Origin of the sequence: Ruegeria marisflavi, from assembly GCF_025673445.1 — a bacterium.
Classification (GTDB): domain Bacteria; phylum Pseudomonadota; class Alphaproteobacteria; order Rhodobacterales; family Rhodobacteraceae; genus Ruegeria_B; species Ruegeria_B marisflavi.
This window is the reverse complement of sequence record NZ_JAOVQN010000003.1, coordinates 132789-157148: the sequence shown is the minus strand read 5'-3', so window position 1 is coordinate 157148 and position 24360 is coordinate 132789. Positions and strand designations below refer to the sequence as shown.

The 24360-nt window shown below is 63.2% G+C and carries 23 protein-coding genes and 3 tRNA genes; 19 read left to right on the top strand and 7 right to left on the bottom strand.

All coding sequences use genetic code 11. The features are described 5' to 3' along the window. The first annotated feature begins 43 nt into the window (after window positions 1-43). Both gltX and OEZ49_RS04540 read left to right on the top strand, forming a co-directional pair. On the top strand, window positions 44-1450 hold the full coding sequence (gene gltX, locus OEZ49_RS04545) for a glutamate--tRNA ligase (RefSeq protein WP_263387203.1): 1407 nt from the start codon (window positions 44-46) through the stop codon (window positions 1448-1450). Window positions 1451-1573: 123 nt separating this feature from the next. Then, window positions 1574-2869 carry a citrate synthase gene (locus OEZ49_RS04540; protein ID WP_263387202.1) on the top strand — a complete coding sequence of 432 codons (1296 nt, stop codon included), beginning with the start codon at window positions 1574-1576 and terminating at the stop codon, window positions 2867-2869. A gap of 136 nt (window positions 2870-3005) precedes the next feature. On the opposite strand, the gene OEZ49_RS04535 is transcribed toward OEZ49_RS04540, so the two are convergent. Beyond that, window positions 3006-4094, bottom strand: a complete 1089-nt coding sequence (locus OEZ49_RS04535) for a PA0069 family radical SAM protein (RefSeq protein WP_263387201.1) — start codon at window positions 4092-4094, stop codon at window positions 3006-3008. A 253-nt stretch (window positions 4095-4347) separates the two neighbouring features. On the opposite strand from OEZ49_RS04535, the gene OEZ49_RS04530 reads away from it, so the two are divergent. Together OEZ49_RS04530 and OEZ49_RS04525 are read left to right on the top strand one after the other, a co-directional pair. Then, window positions 4348-5046 carry a corrinoid protein gene (locus tag OEZ49_RS04530; RefSeq protein ID WP_164127980.1) on the top strand — a complete coding sequence of 233 codons (699 nt, stop codon included), beginning with the start codon at window positions 4348-4350 and terminating at the stop codon, window positions 5044-5046. Between the two features lie 191 nt (window positions 5047-5237). Continuing rightward, window positions 5238-5912, top strand: coding sequence for a DUF1638 domain-containing protein (locus OEZ49_RS04525; RefSeq protein ID WP_263387200.1), 675 nt, complete (start codon window positions 5238-5240; stop codon window positions 5910-5912). Between the two features lie 60 nt (window positions 5913-5972). Here OEZ49_RS04525 and OEZ49_RS04520 read toward each other — a convergent pair whose 3' ends face one another. Next, window positions 5973-6383: a SufE family protein gene (locus OEZ49_RS04520; RefSeq protein ID WP_263387199.1), complete on the bottom strand. Its 411-nt coding sequence runs from the start codon at window positions 6381-6383 to the stop codon at window positions 5973-5975. A 146-nt stretch (window positions 6384-6529) separates the two neighbouring features. On the opposite strand from OEZ49_RS04520, the gene OEZ49_RS04515 reads away from it, so the two are divergent. Continuing rightward, window positions 6530-7054 (top strand): hypothetical protein, encoded by a 525-nt coding sequence (locus OEZ49_RS04515; protein ID WP_263387198.1) that lies wholly within the window; start codon window positions 6530-6532, stop codon window positions 7052-7054. On the opposite strand, the gene rnd is transcribed toward OEZ49_RS04515, so the two are convergent. From rnd to OEZ49_RS04495, 4 genes are all read right to left on the bottom strand, one after another. Continuing rightward, the gene (gene rnd / locus OEZ49_RS04510; protein ID WP_164127990.1) at window positions 7051-8208 is read right to left on the bottom strand and encodes a ribonuclease D; all 1158 of its coding nucleotides are present in this window, start codon (window positions 8206-8208) and stop codon (window positions 7051-7053) included. The genes OEZ49_RS04515 and rnd overlap by 4 nt on opposite strands. Window positions 8209-8334: 126 nt before the next feature. Further along, complete coding sequence (purN, locus tag OEZ49_RS04505; RefSeq protein WP_263387197.1) at window positions 8335-8931, bottom strand: phosphoribosylglycinamide formyltransferase; 597 nt, start codon at window positions 8929-8931, stop codon at window positions 8335-8337. Further along, window positions 8928-9974 (bottom strand): phosphoribosylformylglycinamidine cyclo-ligase, encoded by a 1047-nt coding sequence (gene purM / locus OEZ49_RS04500; protein ID WP_263387196.1) that lies wholly within the window; start codon window positions 9972-9974, stop codon window positions 8928-8930. The genes purN and purM overlap by 4 nt, the downstream gene beginning before the upstream one ends. Window positions 9975-10092: 118 nt before the next feature. After that, window positions 10093-11055, bottom strand: a complete 963-nt coding sequence (locus tag OEZ49_RS04495; protein WP_263387195.1) for an MBL fold metallo-hydrolase — start codon at window positions 11053-11055, stop codon at window positions 10093-10095. A 119-nt stretch (window positions 11056-11174) separates the two neighbouring features. On the opposite strand from OEZ49_RS04495, the gene OEZ49_RS04490 reads away from it, so the two are divergent. From OEZ49_RS04490 to OEZ49_RS04480, 3 genes are all read left to right on the top strand, one after another. Continuing rightward, window positions 11175-12098, top strand: a complete 924-nt coding sequence (locus tag OEZ49_RS04490) for a LysR family transcriptional regulator (protein ID WP_263387194.1) — start codon at window positions 11175-11177, stop codon at window positions 12096-12098. A 35-nt stretch (window positions 12099-12133) separates the two neighbouring features. After that, window positions 12134-12209: transfer RNA gene (locus OEZ49_RS04485), tRNA-Ile, on the top strand. 430 nt (window positions 12210-12639) lie between these two features. Further along, on the top strand, window positions 12640-13488 hold the full coding sequence (locus OEZ49_RS04480) for a sulfotransferase family protein (protein ID WP_263387193.1): 849 nt from the start codon (window positions 12640-12642) through the stop codon (window positions 13486-13488). Window positions 13489-13508: 20 nt separating this feature from the next. Here the strand turns inward: OEZ49_RS04480 and OEZ49_RS04475 are convergent, their stop codons facing one another. Beyond that, a complete protein-coding gene (locus OEZ49_RS04475; protein ID WP_263387192.1) occupies window positions 13509-14837 on the bottom strand; it encodes an ATP-binding protein in 1329 nt (442 codons plus the stop codon). A 45-nt stretch (window positions 14838-14882) separates the two neighbouring features. On the opposite strand from OEZ49_RS04475, the gene OEZ49_RS04470 reads away from it, so the two are divergent. The 11 genes from OEZ49_RS04470 (at window position 14883) to OEZ49_RS04420 (ending at window position 24353) form a co-directional block, all read left to right on the top strand. Then, on the top strand, window positions 14883-15797 hold the full coding sequence (locus OEZ49_RS04470) for an MBL fold metallo-hydrolase (RefSeq protein ID WP_263387191.1): 915 nt from the start codon (window positions 14883-14885) through the stop codon (window positions 15795-15797). 79 nt (window positions 15798-15876) lie between these two features. Beyond that, window positions 15877-15951 (top strand) — tRNA-Asn (locus OEZ49_RS04465). 140 nt (window positions 15952-16091) lie between these two features. Continuing rightward, window positions 16092-16166 (top strand) — tRNA-Asn (locus OEZ49_RS04460). Window positions 16167-16386: 220 nt separating this feature from the next. After that, entirely contained in the window at window positions 16387-17001 is a 615-nt protein-coding gene (locus OEZ49_RS04455) for a hypothetical protein (protein ID WP_263387190.1), read from the top strand. A gap of 181 nt (window positions 17002-17182) precedes the next feature. Further along, window positions 17183-17818 (top strand): TetR/AcrR family transcriptional regulator, encoded by a 636-nt coding sequence (locus OEZ49_RS04450; RefSeq protein ID WP_263387189.1) that lies wholly within the window; start codon window positions 17183-17185, stop codon window positions 17816-17818. A 19-nt stretch (window positions 17819-17837) separates the two neighbouring features. Then, window positions 17838-18866, top strand: a complete 1029-nt coding sequence (locus tag OEZ49_RS04445) for a zinc-binding dehydrogenase (RefSeq protein ID WP_263387188.1) — start codon at window positions 17838-17840, stop codon at window positions 18864-18866. Window positions 18867-18943: 77 nt separating this feature from the next. Then, window positions 18944-19819, top strand: coding sequence for a branched-chain amino acid ABC transporter permease (locus OEZ49_RS04440; protein ID WP_263387187.1), 876 nt, complete (start codon window positions 18944-18946; stop codon window positions 19817-19819). 4 nt (window positions 19820-19823) lie between these two features. Next, window positions 19824-20921, top strand: coding sequence for a branched-chain amino acid ABC transporter permease (locus OEZ49_RS04435; RefSeq protein WP_263387186.1), 1098 nt, complete (start codon window positions 19824-19826; stop codon window positions 20919-20921). Next, window positions 20918-21682 (top strand): ABC transporter ATP-binding protein, encoded by a 765-nt coding sequence (locus OEZ49_RS04430; protein ID WP_263387185.1) that lies wholly within the window; start codon window positions 20918-20920, stop codon window positions 21680-21682. Before OEZ49_RS04435 ends, OEZ49_RS04430 begins: the two co-directional genes overlap by 4 nt. Beyond that, complete coding sequence (locus OEZ49_RS04425; protein WP_263387184.1) at window positions 21679-22452, top strand: ABC transporter ATP-binding protein; 774 nt, start codon at window positions 21679-21681, stop codon at window positions 22450-22452. Before OEZ49_RS04430 ends, OEZ49_RS04425 begins: the two co-directional genes overlap by 4 nt. Before the next feature lie 17 nt (window positions 22453-22469). Next, window positions 22470-24353, top strand: coding sequence for an AMP-dependent synthetase/ligase (locus OEZ49_RS04420; protein ID WP_263387337.1), 1884 nt, complete (start codon window positions 22470-22472; stop codon window positions 24351-24353). Window positions 24354-24360: the final 7 nt, after the last annotated feature.

The following is a 24360-nucleotide window of genomic DNA, read 5'->3' as shown; positions in this document are numbered from 1 at the left end:
CAAACGCTAGCCCCCCATGGTTACCAAAAGGTAAATTGAACTTATGCCGGAACAGGTCGTTACCCGTTTTGCCCCCTCGCCCACCGGATATCTCCATATCGGCGGTGCCCGCACCGCCCTGTTCAACTGGCTTTACGCTCGGGGACGTGGCGGAAAATTCCTGCTCAGGATCGAGGATACCGACCGGGCGCGCTCCACGCCCGAGGCCACGGCCGCCATCCTGCAAGGGCTGAACTGGCTGGGCCTGGACCATGATGGCGAGGTGATCAGCCAGTTCGAACGCGCGCCCCGGCATGCCGAAGTGGCGCGGGAGTTGCTGGCCCAGGGCAAGGCCTATAAGTGTTTTTCCACACAGGAAGAAATTCAGGCCTTTCGCGAGGCCGCCCAGGCCGAGAAACGCTCGACCCTGTTCCGCAGCCCCTGGCGCGACGCCGATCCGTCGAGCCATCCGGACGTGCCCTATGTCATCCGCATCAAGGCGCCGCAGAGCGGGGAAACTGTGATCCGCGACCAGGTGCAGGGCGATGTGACCATCCGCAACGACCAGCTCGATGACATGGTCCTGCTGCGCTCGGACGGGACGCCGGTCTATATGCTGGCGGTGGTGGTCGATGACCACGACATGGGGGTGACCCATGTGATCCGGGGTGACGACCACCTGAACAACGCCGCCCGCCAGATGATGATCTATGAGGCGATGGGCTGGGATGTGCCGGTCTGGGCCCATATCCCGCTGATCCACGGACCTGACGGCAAGAAACTGTCCAAGCGCCACGGCGTGTTGGGAGCGCAGGAATACCAGGCCATGGGCTACCCCGCCGCCGGCATGCGCAACTATCTGGCGCGACTGGGCTGGAGCCATGGCGACGACGAGTTCTTTACCGATGCGCAGGCGCGCGCGTGGTTCGATCTGGATGGAATCGGCAAATCTCCTGCCCGGTTCGATCTGAAAAAGCTCGAGAATCTGTGCGGCCAGCATATCGCGATCTCGGATGATGCTGCGCTGCGGCAAGAGCTGGAAGCCTATCTTGCGGCAGCCGGTCTGCCTGCTCTCAGCGCGACACAATCCAGTGATCTCGAACGTGCGATGTATTGCCTCAAGGACAGGGCCCGCACTTTTCCCGAACTTGTTGAAAAAGCATCTTTTGTTCTGGCATCCCGCCCCATTCAACCGGATGAGAAAGCCGCCGCTGCGCTGGCGTCTGTATCCGACGGTATACTGAGAGAATTGACGCCGCACTTGCAAAATGCTAGCTGGACGCGAGATAGTCTGGAAGAAGCTTTGAACGCTTTTGCCGAGGCCAAGGGAACCAAGTTTGGCAAGCTTGCCGGTCCACTCAGGGCCGCACTTGCAGGACGTTCGATTACGCCTTCGGTTTTTGACATGATGCTGGTTTTGGGACGCGACGAAAGTCTGGCCCGTATCCAGGACGCGGCCGAGGCTGCCTGATCTTTACGATCGGGTAAACTCACGCGGTTAAGACCCGGGTCTGCGCGCGCGCGTGTGGACACGCCCGCATGGGACACGCGCCAGAGCCGCATGTCCCGTGCCTGCCACAAGGAAGGGACAAGAATGACTGAAGATAAGAAATCCGCGACGCTCAGCCTGAACGGCCAAACCTACGAGTTGCCAGTCCTTTCGCCTTCGACGGGCCCGGATGTCATTGATATCCGAAAGCTTTACGGTCAGGCGGGGGTCTTTACGTATGACCCCGGCTTCACCTCGACCGCGAGCTGCGACAGCACTATCACCTATATCGACGGCGAGCTGGGCGAGCTGTTGCATCGCGGTTATCCGATCGACCAGCTGGCGGCCAAGTCGCATTACCTCGAGGTCTGCTATCTGCTGCTTTACGGTGAGCTGCCGACCGCAAAGGATCTGGAGAAGTTCGAGACCACGATCACCCGCCACACCATGATCCACGAGCAGATGCACTATTTCTTCCGGGGCTTCCGCCGAGATGCGCATCCGATGGCAACCATGGTGGGTGTGGTCGGCGCGATGTCGGCCTTCTATCACGACTCGACCGATATCGCCGACCCGCATCAGCGCGAGATCGCCAGCCACCGGTTGATTGCCAAGATGCCGACAATCGCGGCGATGGCGTACAAATACTCCATCGGCCAGCCGTTCATGTATCCACGCAACGATCTGGACTACGCGGCCAACTTCCTGCAGATGTGCTTTGCCGTCCCGGCCGAGCATTACCACGTGGACCCGATCCTGGCCCGAGCCATGGACCGGATTTTTACGCTGCATGCCGATCACGAGCAGAACGCCTCGACTTCGACCGTGCGTCTGGCGTCGTCGTCAGGCGCCAATCCGTTCGCCTGTATCGCTGCAGGGATCGCCTGCCTCTGGGGGCCCGCGCATGGTGGGGCGAACCAGGCGTGCCTTGAAATGCTTAAGGAAATCGGCACTCCAGACCGTATTCCCGAGTTCATCGCCCGCGCCAAGGACAAGAACGATCCGTTCCGCCTGATGGGCTTTGGCCACCGGGTCTACAAAAACTTCGATCCGCGCGCGACCGTCATGAAACAGTCCGCCGACGAGGTGCTGGATCTGCTGGGCGTGGAGAACAACCCGATCCTGGCCACCGCCAAGGAACTGGAACGCGCGGCCCTGGCCGACGACTACTTCGCCGAGAAAAAACTGTTTCCGAACGTGGACTTCTACTCGGGCATCATCCTTGAGGCGATGGGTTTCCCGACCTCGATGTTCACGCCCATCTTCGCCGTGTCGCGGACTGTGGGCTGGATCAGCCAGTGGAAGGAACAGCTGTCCGACCCGCAGCACAAGATCGGCCGCCCGCGTCAGCTCTACCTCGGCTCGACCGCGCGCGATTATGTGGATATCGAAGACCGCTGATCCGATCCGTCGGACCCGACCAATTCAACCCCGGTGGAGCCATCCGCCGGGGTTCTTCGTTTGTACCGAAAAATGACCGTTTTGTACGCCCGCAAATGACCGGTCTGTCCGTTTTGTACAGCGTTCAACAGCTGTTTCAGAACAGGCTGAGCTGATCGCCCGGCTGCGGCGGCACCAGGAACAGATCGCACCTGAGGGCTGGCGCCTGCTGTGCCAGCCCGACGCGTTTGCAGGCGGCGCGGAACCGTTGCGCCATCATCTCGGCATAGTGCCCCTCGCCCCGCATCCGGTGGCCCCAGCGCGGATCATAGTCGCGGCCGCCATGCATCTCGCGCAGGCGCGCCATCACCTTGGCCGCCTGGTTCGGCTTGTGGTCGGCCAGCCACTCCTGCCAGAGCTGCGAGACCTCGCGCGGCAGGCGCAGCATGATCCAGCTGGCGGTGTCGGCGCCGGCCTCGGCCCCGGCGGCCAAAAGCGCCTCCATCTCGTGATCGGTGAGGCCGGGCACCAGCGGCGAGGTCATCAGACGCACCGGCACCCCTGCCCCGGTCAGCGCGCGGATCATCGCCAGCCGCCGGTTCGGTGCGGGCGCGCGCGGTTCCATCCGCCGCGACAGGTCGGCATCGAGCGTGGTGAGCGAGATGCCGACGCGCGCCAACCCGCGCGCCGCCATCGGGCCGAGGATGTCGAGATCACGCTCGATCAGGGCGCCCTTGGTCACGATGGCGACCGGGTGATTGAACTCGGCCAGCACCGCAAGGCAATCGCGGGTGATCCGGTGGGTTTTCTCGATTGGCTGGTAGGGGTCGGTATTGGTGCCGATGGCAATCGGCGCCACCTTGTAACGGCGGGCGCTGAGCTCGGCGCGCAGCACCTCGGCCGCGTTGGGCCGCGCCACCAGCCGGGTTTCGAAATCGAGCCCCGGCGACAGGCCGAGATAGGCATGGGTCGGGCGGGCAAAGCAATAGACGCAGCCATGTTCGCAACCCCGGTAGGGGTTGATCGAGCGGTCGAACGGCAGGTCGGGCGAGCGGTTATAGGTGATCAAGCTGCGCGCGGTCTCGATCGCGACATGGGTGCGCAACGGCGGCAGATCGCCGTCCTGCTCCCAGCCGTCGGATTCGGACATGCGCGCATGCCGCTCATACCGCCCCGCCAGATTGCTGAGCGCGCCACGCCCGGGGGTGCGGATGCCGAGATTCTGCGATGGATCGGTGGGACTCATGGAACATGACTAGAACATAATGCGAACATTACGCAAGGGACGGATCGCGCCCGGCAGCACGAGGACGTCAGATCATGCGCCCCGCCCATGATCATTCTGCGGATTACTCATTATCAATCCGGCGAATTCCTTTCTATAGGTCGGTTGCAACACCGCCCATGTCGCAATCGACGCAGTCGAAAAGTGACCCTTGGGCAAAAAGGGAAAAAACGCATCCGGGGCCTCTCCCCACCAACGCTCAAGGAATCACGCCATGTCGGAAGAAGATGACATCATCCTGTCGGAACTCGACGACGAGGAACTCGTCCAGCAGATGTTCGACGACCTCTATGACGGTCTCAAGGAAGAGATCGAAGAGGCCGTGAACATCCTGATCGAGCGCGGCTGGGCCCCCTATGACGTGCTGACCAAGGCGCTGGTCGGCGGCATGACCATCGTCGGCGCCGACTTCCGCGACGGCATCCTGTTCGTGCCCGAAGTGCTGCTGGCCGCCAACGCGATGAAGGGCGGCATGGCCATCCTGAAGCCGCTGCTGGCCGAAACCGGCGCGCCGCGTGTCGGCAAGATGGTGATCGGCACCGTCAAGGGCGACATTCACGACATCGGCAAGAACCTTGTGTCGATGATGATGGAAGGCGCGGGATTCGAAGTGGTCGATCTGGGCATCAACAACCCGGTCGAGAACTATCTGGATGCGCTGGAGCGGGAACAGCCCGACATCCTGGGCATGTCGGCGCTGCTGACCACCACCATGCCTTACATGAAGGTGGTGATCGACACGCTGGTCGAAAAAGGCGTGCGCGACGATTACATCGTGCTGGTCGGCGGCGCGCCGCTGAACGAGGAATTCGGCAAGGCCATCGGCGCCGACGCCTATTGCCGTGACGCGGCCGTGGCGGTGGAAACCGCCAAGGACTGGGTCGGCCGCAAGCACAACCGCATGGCGGTCTGAGCCAGCGCAAATGCGAAGATCGACAGGCCACTCCTAGGGGTGGCCTTGTTCGTTTCGAGGCGTCTGCGATGGGATCCCGACCAGCCCGGCCTGCAGCCGCCTGTCGTTGCATTGACATGCGAGGTCGGCGCGAGGCTTGCCCTCGCGGCGAAAGACGCCATTCTGAAAGTAGCATCACGGATGGACCCCAGATGACCAACACCAGCGCCCTGCCCGATGACGACACGCTGACCCGCGAGGGCGCTGACCTTCGGGATGACCGGTCCCGCATCCTGCTGATCGCCTGCGGTGCGCTGGCGCGCGAAATCCTGGACCTACGCGAGCGCAACGGCTGGTCCCATATGGACGTGACCTGCCTGCCCGCGATCCTGCATGTTCATCCCGAGCGGATCACCGCCGCCGTCGAGGAGGCAGTCGCCAAGCACCGCGGGCGCTATGCCCAGATCTTTGTCGTCTATGCCGATTGCGGCACTGGCGGCCTGCTGGAACAGGCCTGCGCGCGCCTTGGGGTCGAGATGGTCAAGGGCCCGCATTGCTATTCCTTCTTCGAAGGCAACGACCGGTTTACCAAGATCGCCGAAGAAGAGTTCACCGCCTTTTACCTGACCGATTTTCTGGTGCGCCAGTTCGATGCCTTTGTCTGGAAACCGATGGGCTTCGACCGCCACCCCGAACTCATCCCGATGATGTTCGGCAATTACACGAAACTGGTCTACCAGGCGCAGACTGACGACCCGGCCCTGACCGCCAAGGCGCGCGCCTGTGCCGATCGGCTCGGCCTCTCCTTCGAGCGCCGATTCACCGGCTATGGCGATCTTGAAACCACCCTGGCCCGATGGTCCGCATCGCCTCCATCCTCTTGCTGAAAATATCCCGGGGGAGTCGCGCATCGCGCGACGGGGGCAGAGCCCCCCGCCCGGCCCGCCTCAGGCGTGCGCGGCCGCGACCTCGCGGATTCGCTCGATCATCGCCCGCACCCCGTTCGAGCGCTGCGCCGAGAGGTGATCGTGCAGCCCCAGCCGCCCCAGTTCGGCGCGCGCATCGATGCTGCCGACCTCGGTCACCGGCGTATCGTTGTAAAGCGTCCTGAGCACCGCGATCAGCCCGCGCACGATCATCGCGTCGCTGTCGCCGTCGAACCGGAACACACCATTCTCGATCGCCGGTTGCAGCCAGACCTGGCTGGCACAGCCATGCACCTTGTTGGCGGGCACCTTGAACGCATCGTCGAGCGGCTCCATCGCCTTGCCCAGTTCGATGACATGGCGATAGCGGTCCTCCCAGTCGTCAAGGAACTCGAAATCCTCGACAATCTCTTCGAAGGCGGGGCTTGCCATCTGTTACTCCTGCTCTGCGCACGCGGGTTTGCTGTGACCTAAGGTGCGCGGGCGGGGCTGTCCAGCCCCGGCATGGCTTTTCAACGCGTCCGGGATGCGCTAACCGGTAATCAAGGGACCAACGCAATACGGGGCGCGCACACGAGATGCTGAAACCACTGACCGTTCTTGTGACTGCCGGGATGATGCTGAGCGCCTGTGGCGGCTGGCGCGACTCGCGGGTGAACCCGTCGAACTGGTTCGGCCCCTCGAACCCGGCGCCGGTGGCGGCCTCGGCAGATGCCGATGCCAACCCGCTGATCCCCAGCGGCGGCGGCAAGGGTCTGTTTGCCCGTCCGGACGCGGTAGACAACACGATCCCGATCACCCGAGTGACCGAGCTCAAGGTCGAACCGACCACCACCGGCGCCATCGTCTATGCGGTGGGCATTGCCAATCGCCAGGGCGCCTTTGACGCCGAACTGCGCCGGGTGATCAGCGAAGAGAACGCCAAGGCGGGTATCCTGGCCTATACGTTCCGCGTCGATTATCCCGAGGACGCAACCCCGCAAGGGGCCGAGAACACGCGGACCGTGCGGGCGGCCGCCAGCCTGACGCGCAAGGATCTGGCCGGGATCAAGGTGATCCGGGTCGAGGGCCAGCAGGGCGCGTTGGAATCGCGCCGCCGCTAAAGCTGTATCAGCCGGATGGTCTGGCCCTTGGCGGCCAGCGCCACCTTGCCGTCACAGAGGCGCAGCGCGTCCTCTCCGAACACCTCATAGCGCCAGCCGGTTAGCGCGCTCACGTCACGTTCGCCCGCCGCGATCAGGTCGAGATCGGCGCTGGAGGCGATGAGTTTTGCCGCGACGCCCTCGTTTTCGGTCTTGGCCTTCAGCAGAACGCGCAAGAGATCGGCCAGCGCCGGGTTGACCTGAAGGTTCTCGCGCCCGTTTTCCACCTTGGGCATCTGCTCGGGCGGGCATTCGGTGCCGCGCTTGACCGCTTCGAGGATACCATCGGCGATGGCGCCCTTGCGCGCCTCGCGCAGCAGGAGCCGCGAGCCGCCGAGGTCGGCATGGGTGCGCGGCTTGGTCGAGGCCAGCTCGATCAGCGCGTCGTCCTTAAACACCCGGCTGCGCGGGATGTTGTTGGTCTGGGCGTGGTTCTCGCGGAACGCGGCCAGTTCGCGCACAACGGCCAGGAACTTGCCCGAGGAGGTGCGCGTCTTGATCCGGCGCCATGCCTCTTCGGGGCGGATGTCGTAGATTGTCGGGTCGGTCAGGGTCTGCAACTCTTCGGCCACCCAATGGGTGCGGCCGGATTTCTCCAGCTCGGCCGAGAGATGTTCGTAGACGCGGCGCAGATGGGTGACATCGGCCAGCGCATAGGTCTTTTGCGCATCCGTCAGCGGGCGGCGCGACCAGTCGGTGAACCGCGAGGTCTTGTCGACGCCCTGGCGGCAGATCTTGCGCACCAGCGTCTCATACCCCACCTGTTCGCCGAAACCGCAGACCATCGCGGCGACCTGAGTGTCGAAGAGCGGCTTGGGGAACACGCCCGCATCGACCCAGAAGATCTCCAGATCCTGTCGGGCGGCATGGAATACCTTGACCACCGCCTCGTTGCGGAAGAGGTCATAGAGCGGGTCCAGTGACAGATCTTCGGCCAGCGGATCGACCAGAACCGCGCTGTCCTCGCCCTCGCCGGGATAGGCGAGTTGGACGAGGCAGAGCTTGGAGTAATAGGTCCGCTCGCGCAGGAACTCGGTATCGACGGTGACATAGGGGTGAGTTGCGGCTGCGGCACAGAAATCGGCCAGGTCTTGCGTCGTGGTCAGAGTTTTCATTCGGCTATGGTCTTGCTCTTGCTTTTCTATGCGTATGATCCCTGCCCTGCGAACGGCCCGGATTGGATGACATTAGGATCATACCCGAAGATCTGCAAACCCCCATTCGGCAACACTGGGTTTACATCAGGGCAACCAGACCGGGCGGCGATCGCCGCCGGCAAAGCGGCGCAGGACGGCAGGATAGAGTTTGTGTTCCCAGCTCAGCACCCGGGCAGCGAGGGTTTCCGGCGTGTCGCCGGGTTCGATGGCGACTCGGGCCTGACCCAGGATCGGGCCGTCGTCGAGCTCTGAGGTCACCTCGTGCACGGTGCAGCCATGTTCGGTATCACCGGCGGCCAGCGCGCGGGCATGGGTGTGCAGCCCCTTGTATTTGGGCAGCAGCGAGGGGTGGATATTCAGCATCCGACCCTGAAAGCGGTCGGTGAACCCGGCCGTGAGCACCCGCATGAACCCGGCCAGGCAGACGATATCGGTGCCCGCATCGAGGATCGGCTTGATCAGTTCGGCCTCGAACGCGGCACGATCCTTGCCAAAGGGGCGGTGATCGACCACCGCCGTAGGCACGCCGCGCGCGGCGGCCTTGGCCAACCCGCCCGCGTTTGCGTCATTCGAGAGCACCAGACAGGGCCGCGCCGGATGGTCGCCGGTCATGCTGTCGACCAGCGTGACCATGTTCGACCCGCCGCCCGAGATCAGGATCGCGACGCGCTTTGCGCTCACAGCAGCTTGCCCGTGTAGGCGATGCCGGGCGTGGTGGTGACGGTGCCGATGCGGGCGACAGTTTCGCCCTCGGCACTCAACAGCTCGGCCAGTGCCTCGGCCCGGTCTGCGGCGCAGACCACGATCATGCCGATGCCGCAGTTGAAGGTCTTGAGCATCTCGGCCTCGGCGATGCCGCCGGTTTCAGCCATCCAGCGGAACACAGGCGGCAGATCCCATGCGTCGAGGTCGATGGTGGCGCCCATGCCCTCGGGCAGGACGCGCGGCAGGTTCTCAGTCAGGCCGCCGCCGGTGATATGGGCCAGCGCATGCACGCCACCGGCGCGGATCGCGGCCAGCACCTGGCGCACATAAAGCCGGGTCGGCGTCAGCAGCGCCTCGCCCAGTTTGCCGGGGCCAAAGGGGCAATCCGATTCCCAGGTGTTGCCCGAGATCTCGACCAGTTTGCGCACCAGCGAATAGCCGTTGGAATGCACCCCGTTCGAGGCGAGGCCCAGCAGCACGTCGCCCTCTGCCACACCTTCGGGCAGCGCGGTGCCGCGCTCCATCGCGCCGACCGCAAAGCCTGCGAGGTCGAAATCGCCCGCCGGGTACATGCCGGGCATCTCGGCAGTCTCGCCGCCGATCAGGGCGCAGCCGGACTGCACGCAGCCTTCGGCGATACCTTCGATGATGCGGGCGGCCTGCTCGGTCTCGAGCTTGCCAGTTGCGAAATAATCGAGGAAAAACAGCGGCTCGGCGCCCTGACACACCAGGTCGTTGACGCACATGGCAACCAGGTCGATGCCGACGCCGTCGACCAGCCCGGTGTCGATGGCGATGCGCAGCTTGGTGCCGACCCCGTCAGTGGCCGCGACCAGCACCGGGTCGGTGTAGCCTGCCCCCTTGAGGTCGAACAGCGCGCCAAAGCCCCCCAGCCCGCTGGCCACGCCGGGGCGGTTGGTGCGCTTGGCGGCCGGCTTGATCCGGTCCACCAGCGCGTTGCCCGCGTCGATATCCACCCCTGCCTCGGCATAGGTGATGCCGTTCTTGCCGCTGGTCATCCTCTGGCTCCTTCCAAAACGTTGCGGCAGCCTTTAGCGCAAGGCGAAACGGAAGGGAACAGGGATCGCCCCGCACCGCGACATTGGGTGCGGGGCTGGGGGTGCGGGGCTGGGGGCGTCAGAGGCCGAATTGCCAGGGCGCGGCCTGCCAGGCATAGGCCTCGCCCTGCCGCAGCACCCGGCCAAGCGCCGGGAAGTCGAGATGCGCGCCGGTCACCAGCAGGTTGTCGGCCACGGCGCGGTCCAGCATCCGGCGCCGGGTGGTCACGGTCTGCGCCGGATCGGCGTCAAAGGCGATGGTCCAGCCCGGCTCGGCGAATTGCAGTGCGGTGGAATGGATCAGGTCGCCCCAGAACAACAGCCCCTCGCCCCCCGCATCCAGCATGAAGCCGGTATGGCCGGGCGTGTGCCCCGGCAGGTCGAGCGCGGTAAAACCGGGGGCCGCCTCGCCCTCGCCTTGCAGCAGACGCAGCCGGTCGGCATAAGGCGCCACCGCGCGGCGCGCCATATCGAAGAAGCCGCGGCTGCCCTCGGGCACGCTGGCCAGGATGGCGTCATCGTGCCAGAAATCCCATTCGCGCTGCGCCACCACCAGTTCGGCATTGGCAAAGGCGGCTGTCCCGTCAGCGGCCAAGAGGCCACCCGCGTGGTCGGGATGCATATGGGTCAGCAGCACGGTGTCGATACTGTCGGGCGCGACCCCGGCCGCCGCGAGACCCGCATGCAGCGCGCCCAGCCCGGGCCCCATCAGCTGGGCGGTGCCGGTGTCGATCAGCACCCGGCGCCCGGCGCGTTCGACCAGATAGCCGTTGACCGGAATGGTCAGGGCGTTGTCCTGCATCCGGTGCAGGCCCTGCGCCAGCACCTGTTGCGCGCGGGCCTCGTCATAGCCGTTGATCAGCTGAGTACCGACCGGCAGATGCCCGTCGAGGAGCACCGTCACCCGCGCATCGCCCAGGGTGAAACCATGGGTAATCGCCCCTGCCCCGGCCGCCTCGGCCCGCGCAACAGCGCCGCCACCAAGACTCAGAACCGGCGCCGCTGCCAGCGTGGACAAGAAAGCCCTGCGATTGATTGTCATAAGAAACTCCACTATCTGTTCCGGGGAATTTTCCCGTGAAGTCCGGATAATCTGCCAACAGGGCGGTAGATATCCCTGCCCCTCAGATAACGGTTATCAGCAACGCTTATAGGTAGGACATGGATCGGCTGACCCTGCTTGAAACCTTTGCCATTGCCCTGGACGAGGGCAGCCTGAACCGGGCCTCCCGCAGGCGCGGCATCACCCAATCGGCGGTCAGCCAGCAGATCAAGCAGCTGGAGACCGCCATCGGCCAGCAACTCCTGCACCGCACCGCGCGCGGCATTCATGCGACCCGGGCGGGCGATCTGGTCTATGTGCATGCCCAGACCCTGCTGTCGGGCTATAATCGGATGACGGCCGAGCTGGACCAGCTGGAAAGCAGCGTTTCGGGCACCTTTCGCATCAGCGTCAGTTCCTTTCTGGGGCGCAGCGTGATCGGACCCATGCTGATCGAGATGAATGCCGCCCATCCCGATCTGAACATCGTCATGCGTCTGGAGGACCGGCTGGTCGATGTGGTGCGCGAGGGCTATGATCTGGCGATCCGCACCGGACGGCTGGGCGATACGGACGGATTCGGGCGCAAGATCTCGGCGCTGGAAACGGTGCTGATCGCCACGCCCGCCTATCTCGACCGGGTCGGCCGACCCCGCCAGCCCGACGACATGAAGCGGCTGGATTTCATCCAGCATCACGAAGATCAGACCAAGGGGTTCTTTCCCCTGCGCCGCGACGGGCGGGAATATCCGGCGCCGGTGCGGGTGGGGTTCACCGCCGATGACCCGGACCTGATCATGCGGGCGGTCGCCTCTGGCTCGGGCTATACCCGGGTGCCCCGGTTCATGGTCGCGGAACAGATCGCCAATGGCGCGTTCGAACTGGTGCTGCCGGAGTACCAGCCGCCGATCAAGGATGTGTTTGCCGTCTACCCCTCGCGCCGCACACCCGACCGCCGCCGTGATCTGACCATCGAGACCGCGGTGGCCCGGTTCGAGGCGCTGCGCGATCCGCAGGCGAAGGTCGACGCAATCACCGCTTGACCCTGTGGCCCGCATTGCCTAACCAACAGGCAGGCGGGCCTGTAGCTCAACGGTTAGAGCAGAGCGCTCATAACGCTTTGGTTGCGGGTTCAAATCCTGCCAGGCCTACCAACGTCCACTGCCAGATCTTTCTATGAACCTGACCAGGGTCTGACCCTTGGGCTTGATTCGTTCGCCCATGATCAGGGAAACCAGGCTAAAACGCATCATTGAAAGTCCCACGTTTTCATAGCTCACAATCTCCTCGCCAGAGAGTTGCCGTCCACTGATCTTTCTCAATTGACACTGAAATACTCTGAGAATATCTGCGTGCATACAGTATCGAGGCCAACTGGCCATTCGTTTGATGCCGTCATAATTTGACAATCATACGCAAATTTTCGCTCGAAATCCATTTAAGCCGATTCACATTTCCGAGAGAAATCTGCTGTCAATCAATCTCCTAAAATTTCACCCTGCCACGACGTATCGTATTGATACCGGAAAGTAATGCCACTATCGGTTTTTTCGATGCCATTCCAATACCGCTGAAGGACCTTCCATGACCGTGATTCCCAGTCAACTCACGCTCGAACCGAGACCGCTTTTGTTCAGCAATAACAACGTTGTGCTGTCCTGGTCTCCGAAGTCCGGTTGCTCGCAAGCCTTGATCTGGTTCTTGATACACGAGGGATTGCTTCAGGAATCCAATCAATTCGATCCTTGGCCGCATAATTATCGTCAGAAACGCTACTATGATTCAGAAAACTATTCTCGGCGCCTGGCCGACCTGATCAACGCTGGCGGCAAGGGCTATACCCTGATCAAGATCACCCGTGACCCAGTAAAAAGACTTGTGTCCTGTTTCCGGCATGCAATTCAATACCCAGCAATAGATTCTATTGTGGAGGCAAAAGTTGGTACACAACCCGAGCGCGATGGCCTTTCGCTCAAAGATTTCCGGGATGCTCTGGCAGGTGAGGATCTGGTGTGCTGGAAAGGGTTTGACATGCATATCTGTGCGCAGCAGCAGCCGGTGTGGTTTTACAGCTTCGACCGAGTCATCACGCTGAACATTGACCAGACGAATATGTTTCCCGGCTTGAACGACATTGAAGACGAATTGGGAATGCAAAAAACAGTGTTCAGCGCTTATCCGAAATTCGCCAATCTGGCAGCTGGACACCACGCGAAAGATATTGCGTTTGACGCCGGGGCGGAGATCGAAACTCACAGGTTCCCCCGTACCCGGCATACCGAGTTCCCCAAATCTGCTTTGTTGGCGGCACCTTTGATGCTTCAGGCCGCCTGGGAACTGCACGGCAGGGATTTTCAATCCGTTGCCAGTGGCGACTCGGCGAACAGGCTGTTCCAAACTTACGACACTGGTCTGACAGGAAAGGTTGCATAGGTTCCTGCCGGAACCAGCAGTCACCGCCCGATAACGATATCCGCGCAGAGCCCGCCGAGGCGCTGGCTGTCGCCCAGCCTGAGCGCGCCGCCATGGGCGCGGGCGACATCGGCAACGATGGCAAGGCCCAGGCCCACACCACCGCCCTTGTTCTGGTTGCGCGCCGCATCGAGCCGCTGGAACGGCTTGATCGCCTCGGCCCTTTTGTCCGCGGGGATGCCGGGGCCGTCATCCTCGACCCGGATGCGCAGGAACTTCGAAGTCATGGCAAGGCTGACCTCGGCCCGGCTGCCATAACGCAAGGCATTGCCGATCAGGTTCTCGACCGCGCGGCGCAGCGCCATGGGGCGGAGCATGACCTTTTCGTCCGCTTCACAACCCTCACTGGCGACCAGTTCCACATTGGTTTGCGAGCGTTGGGCATCTTCGACAATCTGGCGCAACAATGCGACGGGGTCGACCGGTTCGGGCGCCGATTCCGAGACCCCGCGCGAGAAATCAAGAAAGGCGTCGAGCATCTGCTGCATCTCGGTAACATCCTGCAACAGCGGTGCTGCGTCCTCTTCATCGAGCATGGCAAGCCCGAGTTTCAAGCGGGTCAGCGGCGTGCGCAGGTCGTGGCTGACCCCGGACAGCATCAGCGTTCGCTGTTCGATGTGCCGCTCGATCCGGGCACGCATGTCGAGAAAGGCGCTGCCAGCGGCGCGAATCTCGATGGCACCAGAGGGGCTGTAGGGCACGGTATGGCCGCGACCAAAGGCCTGCGCCGCATCCGACAACCGTTTGAGCGGGCGCAACTGGTTGCGCATGTAGAGGAACGCAATCGCCGTCATCAGCACGCCGAAGAACACCATGGTCACGATCAGCTGATGCGGCGCGGCGGGCGACAGGCGGCGGCGGTCGAAGCTGAGCTCGACCGCGCCCAGATCGGTGTCAAGGAACAGCCGCGCCTGGCGGGTGTTGGGCAGTTCTACCGCCAGCACCTGTGGCAGACGGTTGCGAATCGTGCGCTGCACCTGGCGGCCGGTGTAGTCGGTCCAGGGCAGCAGATCGGCCTTGGGCACCTCGGCCGGTGGCACGAAGCGCATGGTGATGTGCAGCGGTGACAGGAAAGGCGCCAGCGTGGTCAGAAAGTGGTCCTGGGTGCCCGCCTCGGGCGCCTGGCGCGCGATCATCTCGATCTCGCGCACCACAGTCAGGGTCATCTGCTTGGTCACGTCCTCCAGGTGGCGTTGCAGGAACACCACCGAGACCACGATCTGCACGACGATCACCGGCACCACGATGATGATCGCCGCCCGGGTATAGATGCTGCGCGGAGAATAGTGTTTGAGCCAACGGAAGGTCATGGGCTAAGCCTAGCCTGCCGACAGAGGGAGCAAAAGACGCATATGATGACGCCGCCCGACGATTTTGACCCGCCTGTGGGCGTCTCCATCGAACTGACCCCCGGCTTGCGCCGGGTGGTGGCGCCGAATCCCTCGCCGATGACCTATCGCGGCACCAACACCTATCTGCTGGGCACGCGCGAACTGGCGGTGATCGACCCCGGCCCGGAGAGTGCGGCGCATCTGGAGGCGATTCTGGCGGCGCTGGGGCCGGGACAGAGCATCAGCCATATCGTGGTCACCCATACGCATCTGGACCACTCGCCGCTGGCCCGCCCGCTGGCCGCGCGCACCGGCGCGCCGGTATTGGCCTATGGCGGGCCCGAAGCCGGGCGCAGCGCGGTGATGCAGGCGCTGGCCGCCGGTGGGCTGACGGGTGGCGGCGAGGGCATCGACCGCGCGTTCACGCCTGACCGGACGGTTGCCGATGGTGAGGTCATCGAAGGCGACGGCTGGGCGCTGGAGGTGATCCATACCCCAGGCCACCTGGGCAACCATATCGCCTTGGCCTGGGAGGATCTCTGCTTCACCGCCGACCACGTGATGGGATGGGCCAGTTCGCTGGTCTCGCCCCCCGATGGCGACCTGACCGATTTCATGGCCGCCTGCGCCCGGCTGCGCGCCCGCAACTGGCGCGCGTTCCACCCCGGTCACGGGGCGCCGGTGGAAGCGCCCGCCGCCCGGCTCGACTGGCTGATCGAACACCGGCAGGGCCGCGAGGCCGCGATCCTGGAGGCGCTGGAGGATGGTGCGTGTACCGCGCGCGGACTGGCCGAACGGATCTATACCGAGACACCGGCCGCCCTGCTGCCTGCGGCCGAGCGCAACGTCTTCGCTCACCTCGTTGATCTTTATGGCAAAACCCGCGTCTCACCCATCGGAGACCTGGCCGCCGGAGCGACGTTTGAGCGTCTGAAATAGGGTACCGGCATTTTTCCCCGAAAAAATGCCCGGCCCCTCTGGACGCCCGGAATCGCTGTTGCTATAGGGCACGCACCGTTCCGGCGTAGCTCAGCGGTAGAGCAGTTGACTGTTAATCAATTGGTCGTAGGTTCGATCCCTACCGCCGGAGCCAAAATCCTCACATCTCGGGTAACCTTGTCGCCGCTGTGCCAGGCGTAATCCGCATGGCCGTTTCGACCTCGCCATTTTCTCAAAATTTTCCGCGCACCCTCTGGACGCCCGGAATCGCTGTTGCTATACGGCGCGAACCGTTCCGGCGTAGCTCAGCGGTAGAGCAGTTGACTGTTAATCAATTGGTCGTAGGTTCGATCCCTACCGCCGGAGCCATGAAAAGCCCTTGAGCCCTGCTCGAGGGCTTTTTTGTTTGCGGGATCGCGATGCGCCGCCTCGCGTTCCTTTGACAGAGGCGGCGGCTTGCCCAACGGATCAGTTCGGCCGGGCGGAAAAGCGCCGGGCGGGGCCGGATGATGAACAGGCGCGGGTTTTCCCCCTAGCCCAGGGCACCCGGCCCCTCCATCTAGACCACAGAATTGCCTTGGAGGTCTTCATGACACGCATTCTCGTTATTCTCGGAGCGGCAGCAGCCGGCGCTGCGGCCTATTTCCTTGTGATCCGGACCGAGCCCCAGGAAGCCGCTGTCGAGCCGTCGGCCCCGGCGGTTGTGACGCCGGCAGAACCCGGAACGGCCACGCTGGGCGACCAGATCAGGCAAGCCGCTGAAACCGCCCGGACCGAAGTCGAGGCCGCCGCCGAGCAAGCGTCAGAGCAATTGGCCGAAGCCCGCGATACCGCGGCCGAGGCCGCAGCGGAAGCCATCGAATCCGCCAGCGAGGCGGCATCGCAGGCAGCCGAAGCCGCGAGCGAAGCGGCAAGCAGCGCCGCCGAGGCCACCACCGAGGCGGTGGGCACCGCGATTGCCGCAGCGAACCAGGAGACCACGGCGGCCATCGCCTCGGCCCGCGAACTGGTCGAAAGCTGGGACAGCGAAGGCATGCTGACGCAGTCGGGCTTCGACTATGACACCATGGTTACCGCCGTCGAAGACAGCTCGATGAACGAGACGCTCAAGACCGGCATTCTGGGCATTCTCGAAGATATCCGGTCGGCGCCCGAGGCCATCGCTGTCCACGCACAGGCACTGCGCGCCCTGATCGGCATGTGACGGGACCTGTCCACCCGCCTGCAAACCCCCGCTGCGGCGGGGGTTTTTGTTTTTTGCGATGTGCGGCATTCGAAACCCTGCCGCCACGTCACGGTTTGGGTCGGTTGACAGACATACCCGTCGGTATGTTTGATCATACCCGAGAGTATGTCGCCAATGCCAACCGAGGAGGCCGCGCCCCGTGACCGAGATTGCAACCACAGCCCGCAACGACCGGTACGAGGAATTGCTGACGGCCGCGGCGGAGTGTTTCCAGAGCCGGGGATTCGATGCGACCTCGATCGACACGGTGGCGCGCCATCTGGGTGCGACAAAGGGCCGGGTCTATCATTATTTCCCGTCCAAGATGGATCTGTTCAACGCGGTGCGCGACCGGGGCATGGACATCGTCTTTCAGGCGACCGATCCGGGGTATTTTGCGGATCTGCCGGTATTGGACCGGCTGGAAGCCATGGCACGCGGCCATGTCAACGCGATGTTGCAACACCACTCCTTCATGCTGGTGCTGAAGGACGGGCTGCTGATGCGGCGCTATACCACCACGACCGATTTCCAGAAGGAATCGCTGTCCCAGCATATCGCCCGGCGCGACGCCTATGAGGCGCGGTTCCGCGAGTTGCTGGCGATGGGGCTGGCCGAGGGCAGCCTGCGGGCCGGTCCCGATCCGGCGATCACGGTGCAGACCTTCATGAGCGCGCTGAACGGGCCGGTGGCCTGGTTCCGCCCGCGCCCCGGCGATACGCCGGAGAAATACGATGCGATCGCGGAAGAGATCGTGCGTTTTGCGATGCAGGGACTGCGCGCCCTGCCCTCCTGACCCTGTGACGAGGACTATGATGACCGACATTCCCGAAACGATGTATGCCGTGCTGCAAACCGGCGACGGCTATTCCGGCAAGGCCACCGGCCCGGCGATTGACGATGCCGCCGACTGGCTGGAGCCGGGTCAGATCGCGGTGCCGAAACCCGGACCGGGACAGGTGCTGATCCGGCTGCGCATGGCCTCGGTCAATCCGTCCGATTTGCATTTCATCAAGGGCGAATACGGCCAGCCGCGCATCAAGGGCACGCCAGCGGGGTTCGAAGGCTGCGGCGACGTGGTCGTGGCGGGCAAAGGCGCCGAGGCACTGGTGGGCCAACGGGTCGCGTTTGTCGCCTCGGGGTCCGGCGCCTGGGCGGAGTATGTGGTGACGCAGGCGCAGATGTGCATTCCGCTGCGCCCCGATATCAGCGACGAGGACGGCTCGGCGCAGATCGTCAACCCGATGACCGCCATGGCGATGGTCGATATCGCGCGGTCCGAGGGCGAGGCATTCATTGTGTCGGCGGCAACCAGCCAGCTGGGCAAGCTGATGGTGTCACTGGGCCGCGATCTGGGGTTGAAACCCATCGCGCTGGTGCGCCGGGCCGAGGCGGTGGAGCCGCTCAAGGCGCTGGGGGCGGCCGAGGTTCTGGTCACATCGGATCCGGAGATGGGGCAGAAGTTCGCCACCATCAGTCGGGCGCTGAAACCGCGTGTGTTCCTGGATGCGGTATCGGACCAGACATCCGAGCGCATCTTTACCGCTATGCCGAACGGCGCGCGCTGGGTGTCTTATGGCAAGCTCGACGCCGAATTGCCGGTGCTGACCCAGATGGGCCAGCTGATTTTCATGCGCAAGCGAATCGAAGGCTTCTGGCTCACCCAGTGGATGATGACCACCCCGCCCGCCGATCAGGCGCGCGTGGTGACCGAGGTGCAGGCGCGTTTTGCCGACGGGCGTTGGAAAACCGATGTGTCAGGCTACCTTCCGCTTCGTGACGTTGTGTCAGGTCTGGCCGAGGCGCTGAAAAAGACTGACGGAAAGGTAATGATCACGCCATAGTGAGGCGAGGCCCGGCGACCGACGCGCTGCCGGGCCAAAAGAACGGGACGCCGGGATACCGGCGCAGGGAGGAAAATTTGGATAACGTACAGCTGCTGATCAGCGGGCTGGCGAACGGCTGTGTCTATGGCCTGATCGCGCTTGGCTTTGTTCTGATCTACAAGGCGACCGAGGCGGTGAATTTCGCGCAGGGCGATTTCATGATGCTGGGCGCCTTTGTCACCATCGGGTTGACCAACACCGAATATATGGGCCTGCCCTTCTGGATGGCGCTGCCGATCTCGATCGCGATCATGGCCGGGCTCGGCTATCTGCTGGACCGGCTGGTGATCCGTCGCATGTTCGGGCAAAGCCAGACAGCGGTGGTGATCTTGACCATCGCGCTGGGTTTCGTCATCCGATTTGTCGCCGGTCTGATCTGGGGCCACGAGCCGCAGACCTTGCAGAACCCCTTGGCCGGGCGCGAGATCGCCTTTGGCGGACTGGTGCTGGGCATGGAGGATGTGGCGGTCATCGTGGTCACCGTGCTGCTGACCGGTAGTCTGTTCCTGTTCTTCAGCCGCACCAAGCTGGGCCTTGCCATGCAGGGCGCGTCGCAGAACCAGCTGGCGGCCTATTACATGGGCATCCCGGTGAAACGGGTTCAGGGCTTTATCTGGGCGCTGGCGGGCGCGGTTGCGGCCATCGCCGGCATCCTGTTCGCGGCCAAGGGATCGGTCGATCCCTCGACCGGCCTGTTGGGCATCAAGGCCTTTGCCGCCGCCGTGATCGGTGGGTTCGGCAGCCTGCCGGGCGCGCTGGCAGGCGGGTTGATCGTGGGCGTCATTGAACCCTTTGCCAGCCGGTATATCGCCGCCGGTTACAGCCAGATCGCGCCATACGCGCTGCTGCTTGCGGTGCTGGTCTTCCGTCCCCACGGCCTGTTCAGTCAGGTCCGAGTCAAGAAGGTCTGAGCCCATGCGTATCGTATTCAAGACCGATTACATGCAGGATATCCGCCCCTGGAAGGACGGGTACCAGCTGAGCCTCTACCTGATCCTGCTGGCCGTGGTCTTTGCCGCGCCCTGGGTACTGGACGTGTTCTATCTGGGCGAGCTGACCAACGTGCTGATCTGGGCCATCGCCGGGATGGGGCTGATGGTGCTGACCGGGCATACCGGTCAGGCGAGCCTGGGGCATGCGGCCTTTCTCGCCTTTGGCTGTTATTCCAACGTGATTCTGCTGGAGGCCGGGGTGCCGTTCATCCTCGCCTTTCCGCTGGCCGGTGTGATCACCGGGATCATCGGCGCGCTGGTCGCCATTCCGGCGCTGCGGCTGCATGGCATCTACCTGGCGATCTTTACCCTGGCGATGTCGATCCTGGTCGACGACATCATCGTGCTGACCGAACCCTGGAGCGGCGGCGTGTCGGGCAAGTATATCGCGGGGATCGACCTGTTTGGTCTGACCATCGACCGCTGGGGCACGCCGATGCTGTTCTATTGGCTGGTGCTGGCGGTGACGGTGATCGTGACACTGGGCTATATCAACCTGCTGCGCTCGCCGCTGGGGCGCAGTTTCATCGCGGTGCGAGACAGCGAGGTTTCGGCACAGGCGATGGGTGTGGACATTGCCCGGACCAAGACCATCTCGTTCGGCCTGTCATGCATGGTCACCGGCTGGGCGGGTGCCTTCATGGGGCTGTTTGCGGGCGCGTTCAACAACGAGACCTTCAGCGTGGTGATCTCGATCGAGCTGTTGATGATGATCGTGATCGGCGGGCTGGGGTCGATCCACGGGGCGTTCTTTGGCGCCATCATCATCGGGTTCTTGCCGCAATTCCTGTCGATCGCCAAGGAATACGTGGGCGCGGTATTCGGAGGCAGCACGGTGGCCATTCCGGGTCTGGAGTTCGGCATCTTCGGCATGATCCTGATCGCCTTCATCCTGTTCGAGCCGATGGGCATCTACGGGCGATGGCTCAAGATACGGACGTTCTTCGAGCTGTTCCCCTTCTACCGCAAGGACATGTTCAAGCGGCAGAAGTCCTATCTGAAGACGGAGCGCCTGAGATGAGCCTGCTCGAGATTGAAAATGTCACGCTGAAATTCGGCGGGCTGACTGCGGTCGACAACCTGTCGTTCTCGGTCGAGGAAGGCGAGGTTTTCGCCATCGTCGGCCCCAACGGGGCGGGCAAGTCGACAGTGTTCAACCTGATTTCGCGGTTCTACGATCCCTATGCGGGCAGTATCCGGTTCGACGGGCATAACCTGTTGGAGGTCAAACCCTCGGGCGTGGCTGCATATGGGGTGGCGCGCACGTTCCAGAACATCGAACTTTTCGAGCATGCGACCGTGTTGCAGAACCTGCTGGTCGGCCGTCACCGGCACCGCAAGACCAACCTGTTCTCGGAGATCCTCTTCACCCCCTCGGCCCGGCGGCAGGAGTTGGAGAACCGCGAGAAGGTGGAGGAAGTGATCGACTTCCTCGACCTGCAAGCCTATCGCGACAAGATGATCGCGGGCCTGCCTTATGGCGTGCGCAAGGTAGTCGAGGTGGCCCGCGCGCTGGCGACCGACCCCAAGCTCTTGCTGCTGGACGAACCGGCCTCGGGCCTGTCGGTGGAAGAGACCACCGACATGCGCTGGTGGATCGACGATATCCGCCGTCAGATGGGGATCACGGTGCTGATGGTGGAACATGACATGGGGCTGGTCTCGGGCGTGAGCGACCGGGTGCTGGCCATGGCCGATGGCGCGAAACTGGCGCTGGGAACACCGGCAGAGGTGCAGTCGCACCCGGCGGTGATCGAAGCCTATCTGGGGAAGGCGTCATGAGCGAAGCAATACTCAAGATCCGCAACATCGAGAGCTTTTACGGGCCGATCATGGCGATCCGGGGCGTCTCGCTGGAGGTGCGGCCGGGCCAGATCGTGTCGATCCTGGGGGCCAATGGCGCGGGCAAGACCACGCTGATGAAGACGATCTCGGGCGTGATGGACCCTGAAAAGGGCACCATCACCTTTGACGGCGAAGAGATCCAGGGATCGGAGCCGCACAAGGTGGTGCAGAAGGGCATCGTGCACGTGCCCGAGGGGCGTGAGGTGTTCCCGCTCTTGACGGTGGACGAGAACCTGACCCTGGGCGCCTATACCGCCACAGACAAGGCGCAGATCGAGCGCGACCGGGAACTGGTGTTCAGCTATTTCCCGATCCTGAAGGAGCGGCGCGGCCAGGAGGCCGGGACGCTGTCGGGCGGTCAGCAGCAGATGCTGGCCATTGGCCGGGGCCTGATGGCCAATCCACGCATCATGCTGCTGGACGAACCCAGCCTGGGGCTGTCTCCGCTCCTGGTGCAGGAGATCTTTGCCATCCTCAAACGGTTGAACGAAGAGCAGAACATGACGATGATGCTGGTGGAACAAAATGCCAGCGCGGCGCTGAACCTGGCACATCATGGCTATGTGATGGAGGTGGGCCGTATCGTGATGGACGGCTCGGCCCAGGCACTGATGGCGTCCGAGGACATCCAGAACTTCTATCTGGGGGTTCAGGAGGAAGGCGCGCGGGAGAACCGCCGCTGGAAACGCAAGAAGACATGGCGATAACCGGAGAGGTGGACAAGATGGATACACGCACCCTGCCCGCCCAGACGCGGATCAACGGCGTCAGTTTCAACGCCACGCCGGGCCAGCGCCCGGTTCTGGTCGATGGCACGACGACAATCGTCGGCCTGTTCCAGAAGCGCTGCGCCGAACTGGGCAATCGCACCGCACATCGGGAAAAGGATTTCGGCATCTGGAAGACCTATTCCTGGGCCGATTACTGGCAGCATGCCAAGTGGATCGGGCTGGCCCTGCGCAAGCTGGGCCTGCAACGGGGCGAGGTCGTCTCGATCCTGAGCGAGGACCGCAAGGAATGGGCCTATTTCGACATGGGCATCCAGGCGGTCGGCGGCATCGCTTCGGGCGTCTACACGACCGATTCGGCCAACCAGTTGAAATACCTGGTCAATGACAGCGACAGCCGGTTCCTGATCGTTGAGAACGAAGAACAGCTGGACAAGTTCATGCAGATCGAGGGCGAGGTTCCCGGCCTCTTGAACGTGATCATCCTGGAGGATGAGGGTCTGCACGATCTGGATCATCCGCGCTGTCTGATGATCGACCGGCTCTACGAGATCGGCCGCCAGGCAGAGCAGGACGAACCTGACGCGTTCGAGGCAGAAATCGCACTGGCGCGGCCCGAGGATGTCGCGCTGCTCATCTATACGTCGGGCACCACCGGCATGCCCAAGGGCGCGATGCTGACCCATGAGAACATCATGGCGGCCATCGAGGCTGGCGCTCACAGGTTGCCGACCCTGCCCGAAGACGAGCAGCTCTGTTTCCTGCCGCTGTGCCATATCCTGGAGCGGGACGTGTCGATCTATTTCCCGCTGGCGTCAAAAAGCACGGTGAACTTTGCCGAAAGCCCGGAAACGGTGTTTGCCAACCTGCAAGAGGTGTCGCCCGCCACGTTCACGGCGGTGCCGCGGGTCTGGGAGAAGATCTATTCCCAAGTCTTGATCATGGCGCAGGAGGCCACGCCCGCCGGGCGCGCGGCCTTTGGCATGGCGCTGAAGGCCGGGATGAAGCGCGCCGAATACCTGATTGAAAACAAACCGGTTCCTGCCGGTGTGGCCGCGAATTTCTGGTTCTGGGACCGGTTGGTTCTGCGCAATCTGCGGCGGATGCTGGGCATGGACAAGATGCGCCGGGGCGGCACCGGGGCGGCGCCGATCTCGCCCGCGCTGCTGAAATGGTACTGGTCCATTGGCGTGCCGCTGGTCGAAGGTTACGGCATGACCGAGACCGCCGGGATCGCCACCATCAACACGCCCGAGGAAAACCGCATCGGCACCATCGGCAAGGTGGTTCCGGGTATCGAGGTGCGCATTGCCGACGGAGGAGAGATCCAGGTCAAGGGACTCAACACCTTCAAGGGTTATTGGCGCAACAACGAAAAGACCGCCGAGACCTATACCGCCGATGGCTGGCTGCGCACCGGAGACATCGGCAGGGTCGATGCCGAGGGCTATGTCACCATCACCGGGCGCCTCAAGGACATCATCATCACCGCGGGCGGCAAGAACATCACCCCCGCCGAGATCGAAAGCCGACTGAAGTTCAGCCACTATATCTCGGACGCGGTGATCATCGGCGACAAGCGCAAGTACCTGACCTGCCTGATCATGATCGACCAGGAGAATGTCGAGAAATTCGCGCAGGACCGGAAGGTGCCGTTTTCGAACTTCGCCTCGCTCTGCGCGGCGCAGGAGGTCAAGGACCTGATCGCCGCCGAGGTGGCGGCGGTCAACAAGGAATTCGCCCGCGTCGAGCAGATCAAGGATTTTCGCCTGATCGACGTGCTGCTGACGGCGGAGGACGAGGAACTGACCGCAACGATGAAGCTGAAACGCAGTTTCGTCGAAAAGAAACACGCACATCTCATCGAAGATATGTACTAATGATAAA

Bases quoted from the DNA above. Each gene is read 5' to 3' on its own strand.
- OEZ49_RS04535 (WP_263387201.1), bottom strand. From the start codon at position 4,094: ATGAGTCCCACCGATCCATCGCAGAATCTCGGCATCCGCACCCCCGGG.
- OEZ49_RS04455 (WP_263387190.1), top strand. From the start codon at position 16,387: ATGACACGCATTCTCGTTATTCTCGGAGCGGCAGCAGCCGGCGCTGCG.
- OEZ49_RS04475 (WP_263387192.1), bottom strand. From the start codon at position 14,837: ATGACCTTCCGTTGGCTCAAACACTATTCTCCGCGCAGCATCTATACC.
- OEZ49_RS04540 (WP_263387202.1), top strand. From the start codon at position 1,574: ATGACTGAAGATAAGAAATCCGCGACGCTCAGCCTGAACGGCCAAACC.
- OEZ49_RS04425 (WP_263387184.1), top strand. From the start codon at position 21,679: ATGAGCGAAGCAATACTCAAGATCCGCAACATCGAGAGCTTTTACGGG.
- OEZ49_RS04530 (WP_164127980.1), top strand. From the start codon at position 4,348: ATGTCGGAAGAAGATGACATCATCCTGTCGGAACTCGACGACGAGGAA.
- OEZ49_RS04520 (WP_263387199.1), bottom strand. From the start codon at position 6,383: ATGGCAAGCCCCGCCTTCGAAGAGATTGTCGAGGATTTCGAGTTCCTT.
- OEZ49_RS04490 (WP_263387194.1), top strand. From the start codon at position 11,175: ATGGATCGGCTGACCCTGCTTGAAACCTTTGCCATTGCCCTGGACGAG.
- OEZ49_RS04480 (WP_263387193.1), top strand. From the start codon at position 12,640: ATGACCGTGATTCCCAGTCAACTCACGCTCGAACCGAGACCGCTTTTG.
- OEZ49_RS04515 (WP_263387198.1), top strand. From the start codon at position 6,530: ATGCTGAAACCACTGACCGTTCTTGTGACTGCCGGGATGATGCTGAGC.
- OEZ49_RS04495 (WP_263387195.1), bottom strand. From the start codon at position 11,055: ATGACAATCAATCGCAGGGCTTTCTTGTCCACGCTGGCAGCGGCGCCG.
- OEZ49_RS04430 (WP_263387185.1), top strand. From the start codon at position 20,918: ATGAGCCTGCTCGAGATTGAAAATGTCACGCTGAAATTCGGCGGGCTG.
- OEZ49_RS04435 (WP_263387186.1), top strand. From the start codon at position 19,824: ATGCGTATCGTATTCAAGACCGATTACATGCAGGATATCCGCCCCTGG.
- OEZ49_RS04525 (WP_263387200.1), top strand. From the start codon at position 5,238: ATGACCAACACCAGCGCCCTGCCCGATGACGACACGCTGACCCGCGAG.
- purM (WP_263387196.1), bottom strand. From the start codon at position 9,974: ATGACCAGCGGCAAGAACGGCATCACCTATGCCGAGGCAGGGGTGGAT.
- rnd (WP_164127990.1), bottom strand. From the start codon at position 8,208: ATGAAAACTCTGACCACGACGCAAGACCTGGCCGATTTCTGTGCCGCA.
- OEZ49_RS04470 (WP_263387191.1), top strand. From the start codon at position 14,883: ATGACGCCGCCCGACGATTTTGACCCGCCTGTGGGCGTCTCCATCGAA.
- OEZ49_RS04445 (WP_263387188.1), top strand. From the start codon at position 17,838: ATGACCGACATTCCCGAAACGATGTATGCCGTGCTGCAAACCGGCGAC.
- gltX (WP_263387203.1), top strand. From the start codon at position 44: ATGCCGGAACAGGTCGTTACCCGTTTTGCCCCCTCGCCCACCGGATAT.
- OEZ49_RS04420 (WP_263387337.1), top strand. From the start codon at position 22,470: ATGGATACACGCACCCTGCCCGCCCAGACGCGGATCAACGGCGTCAGT.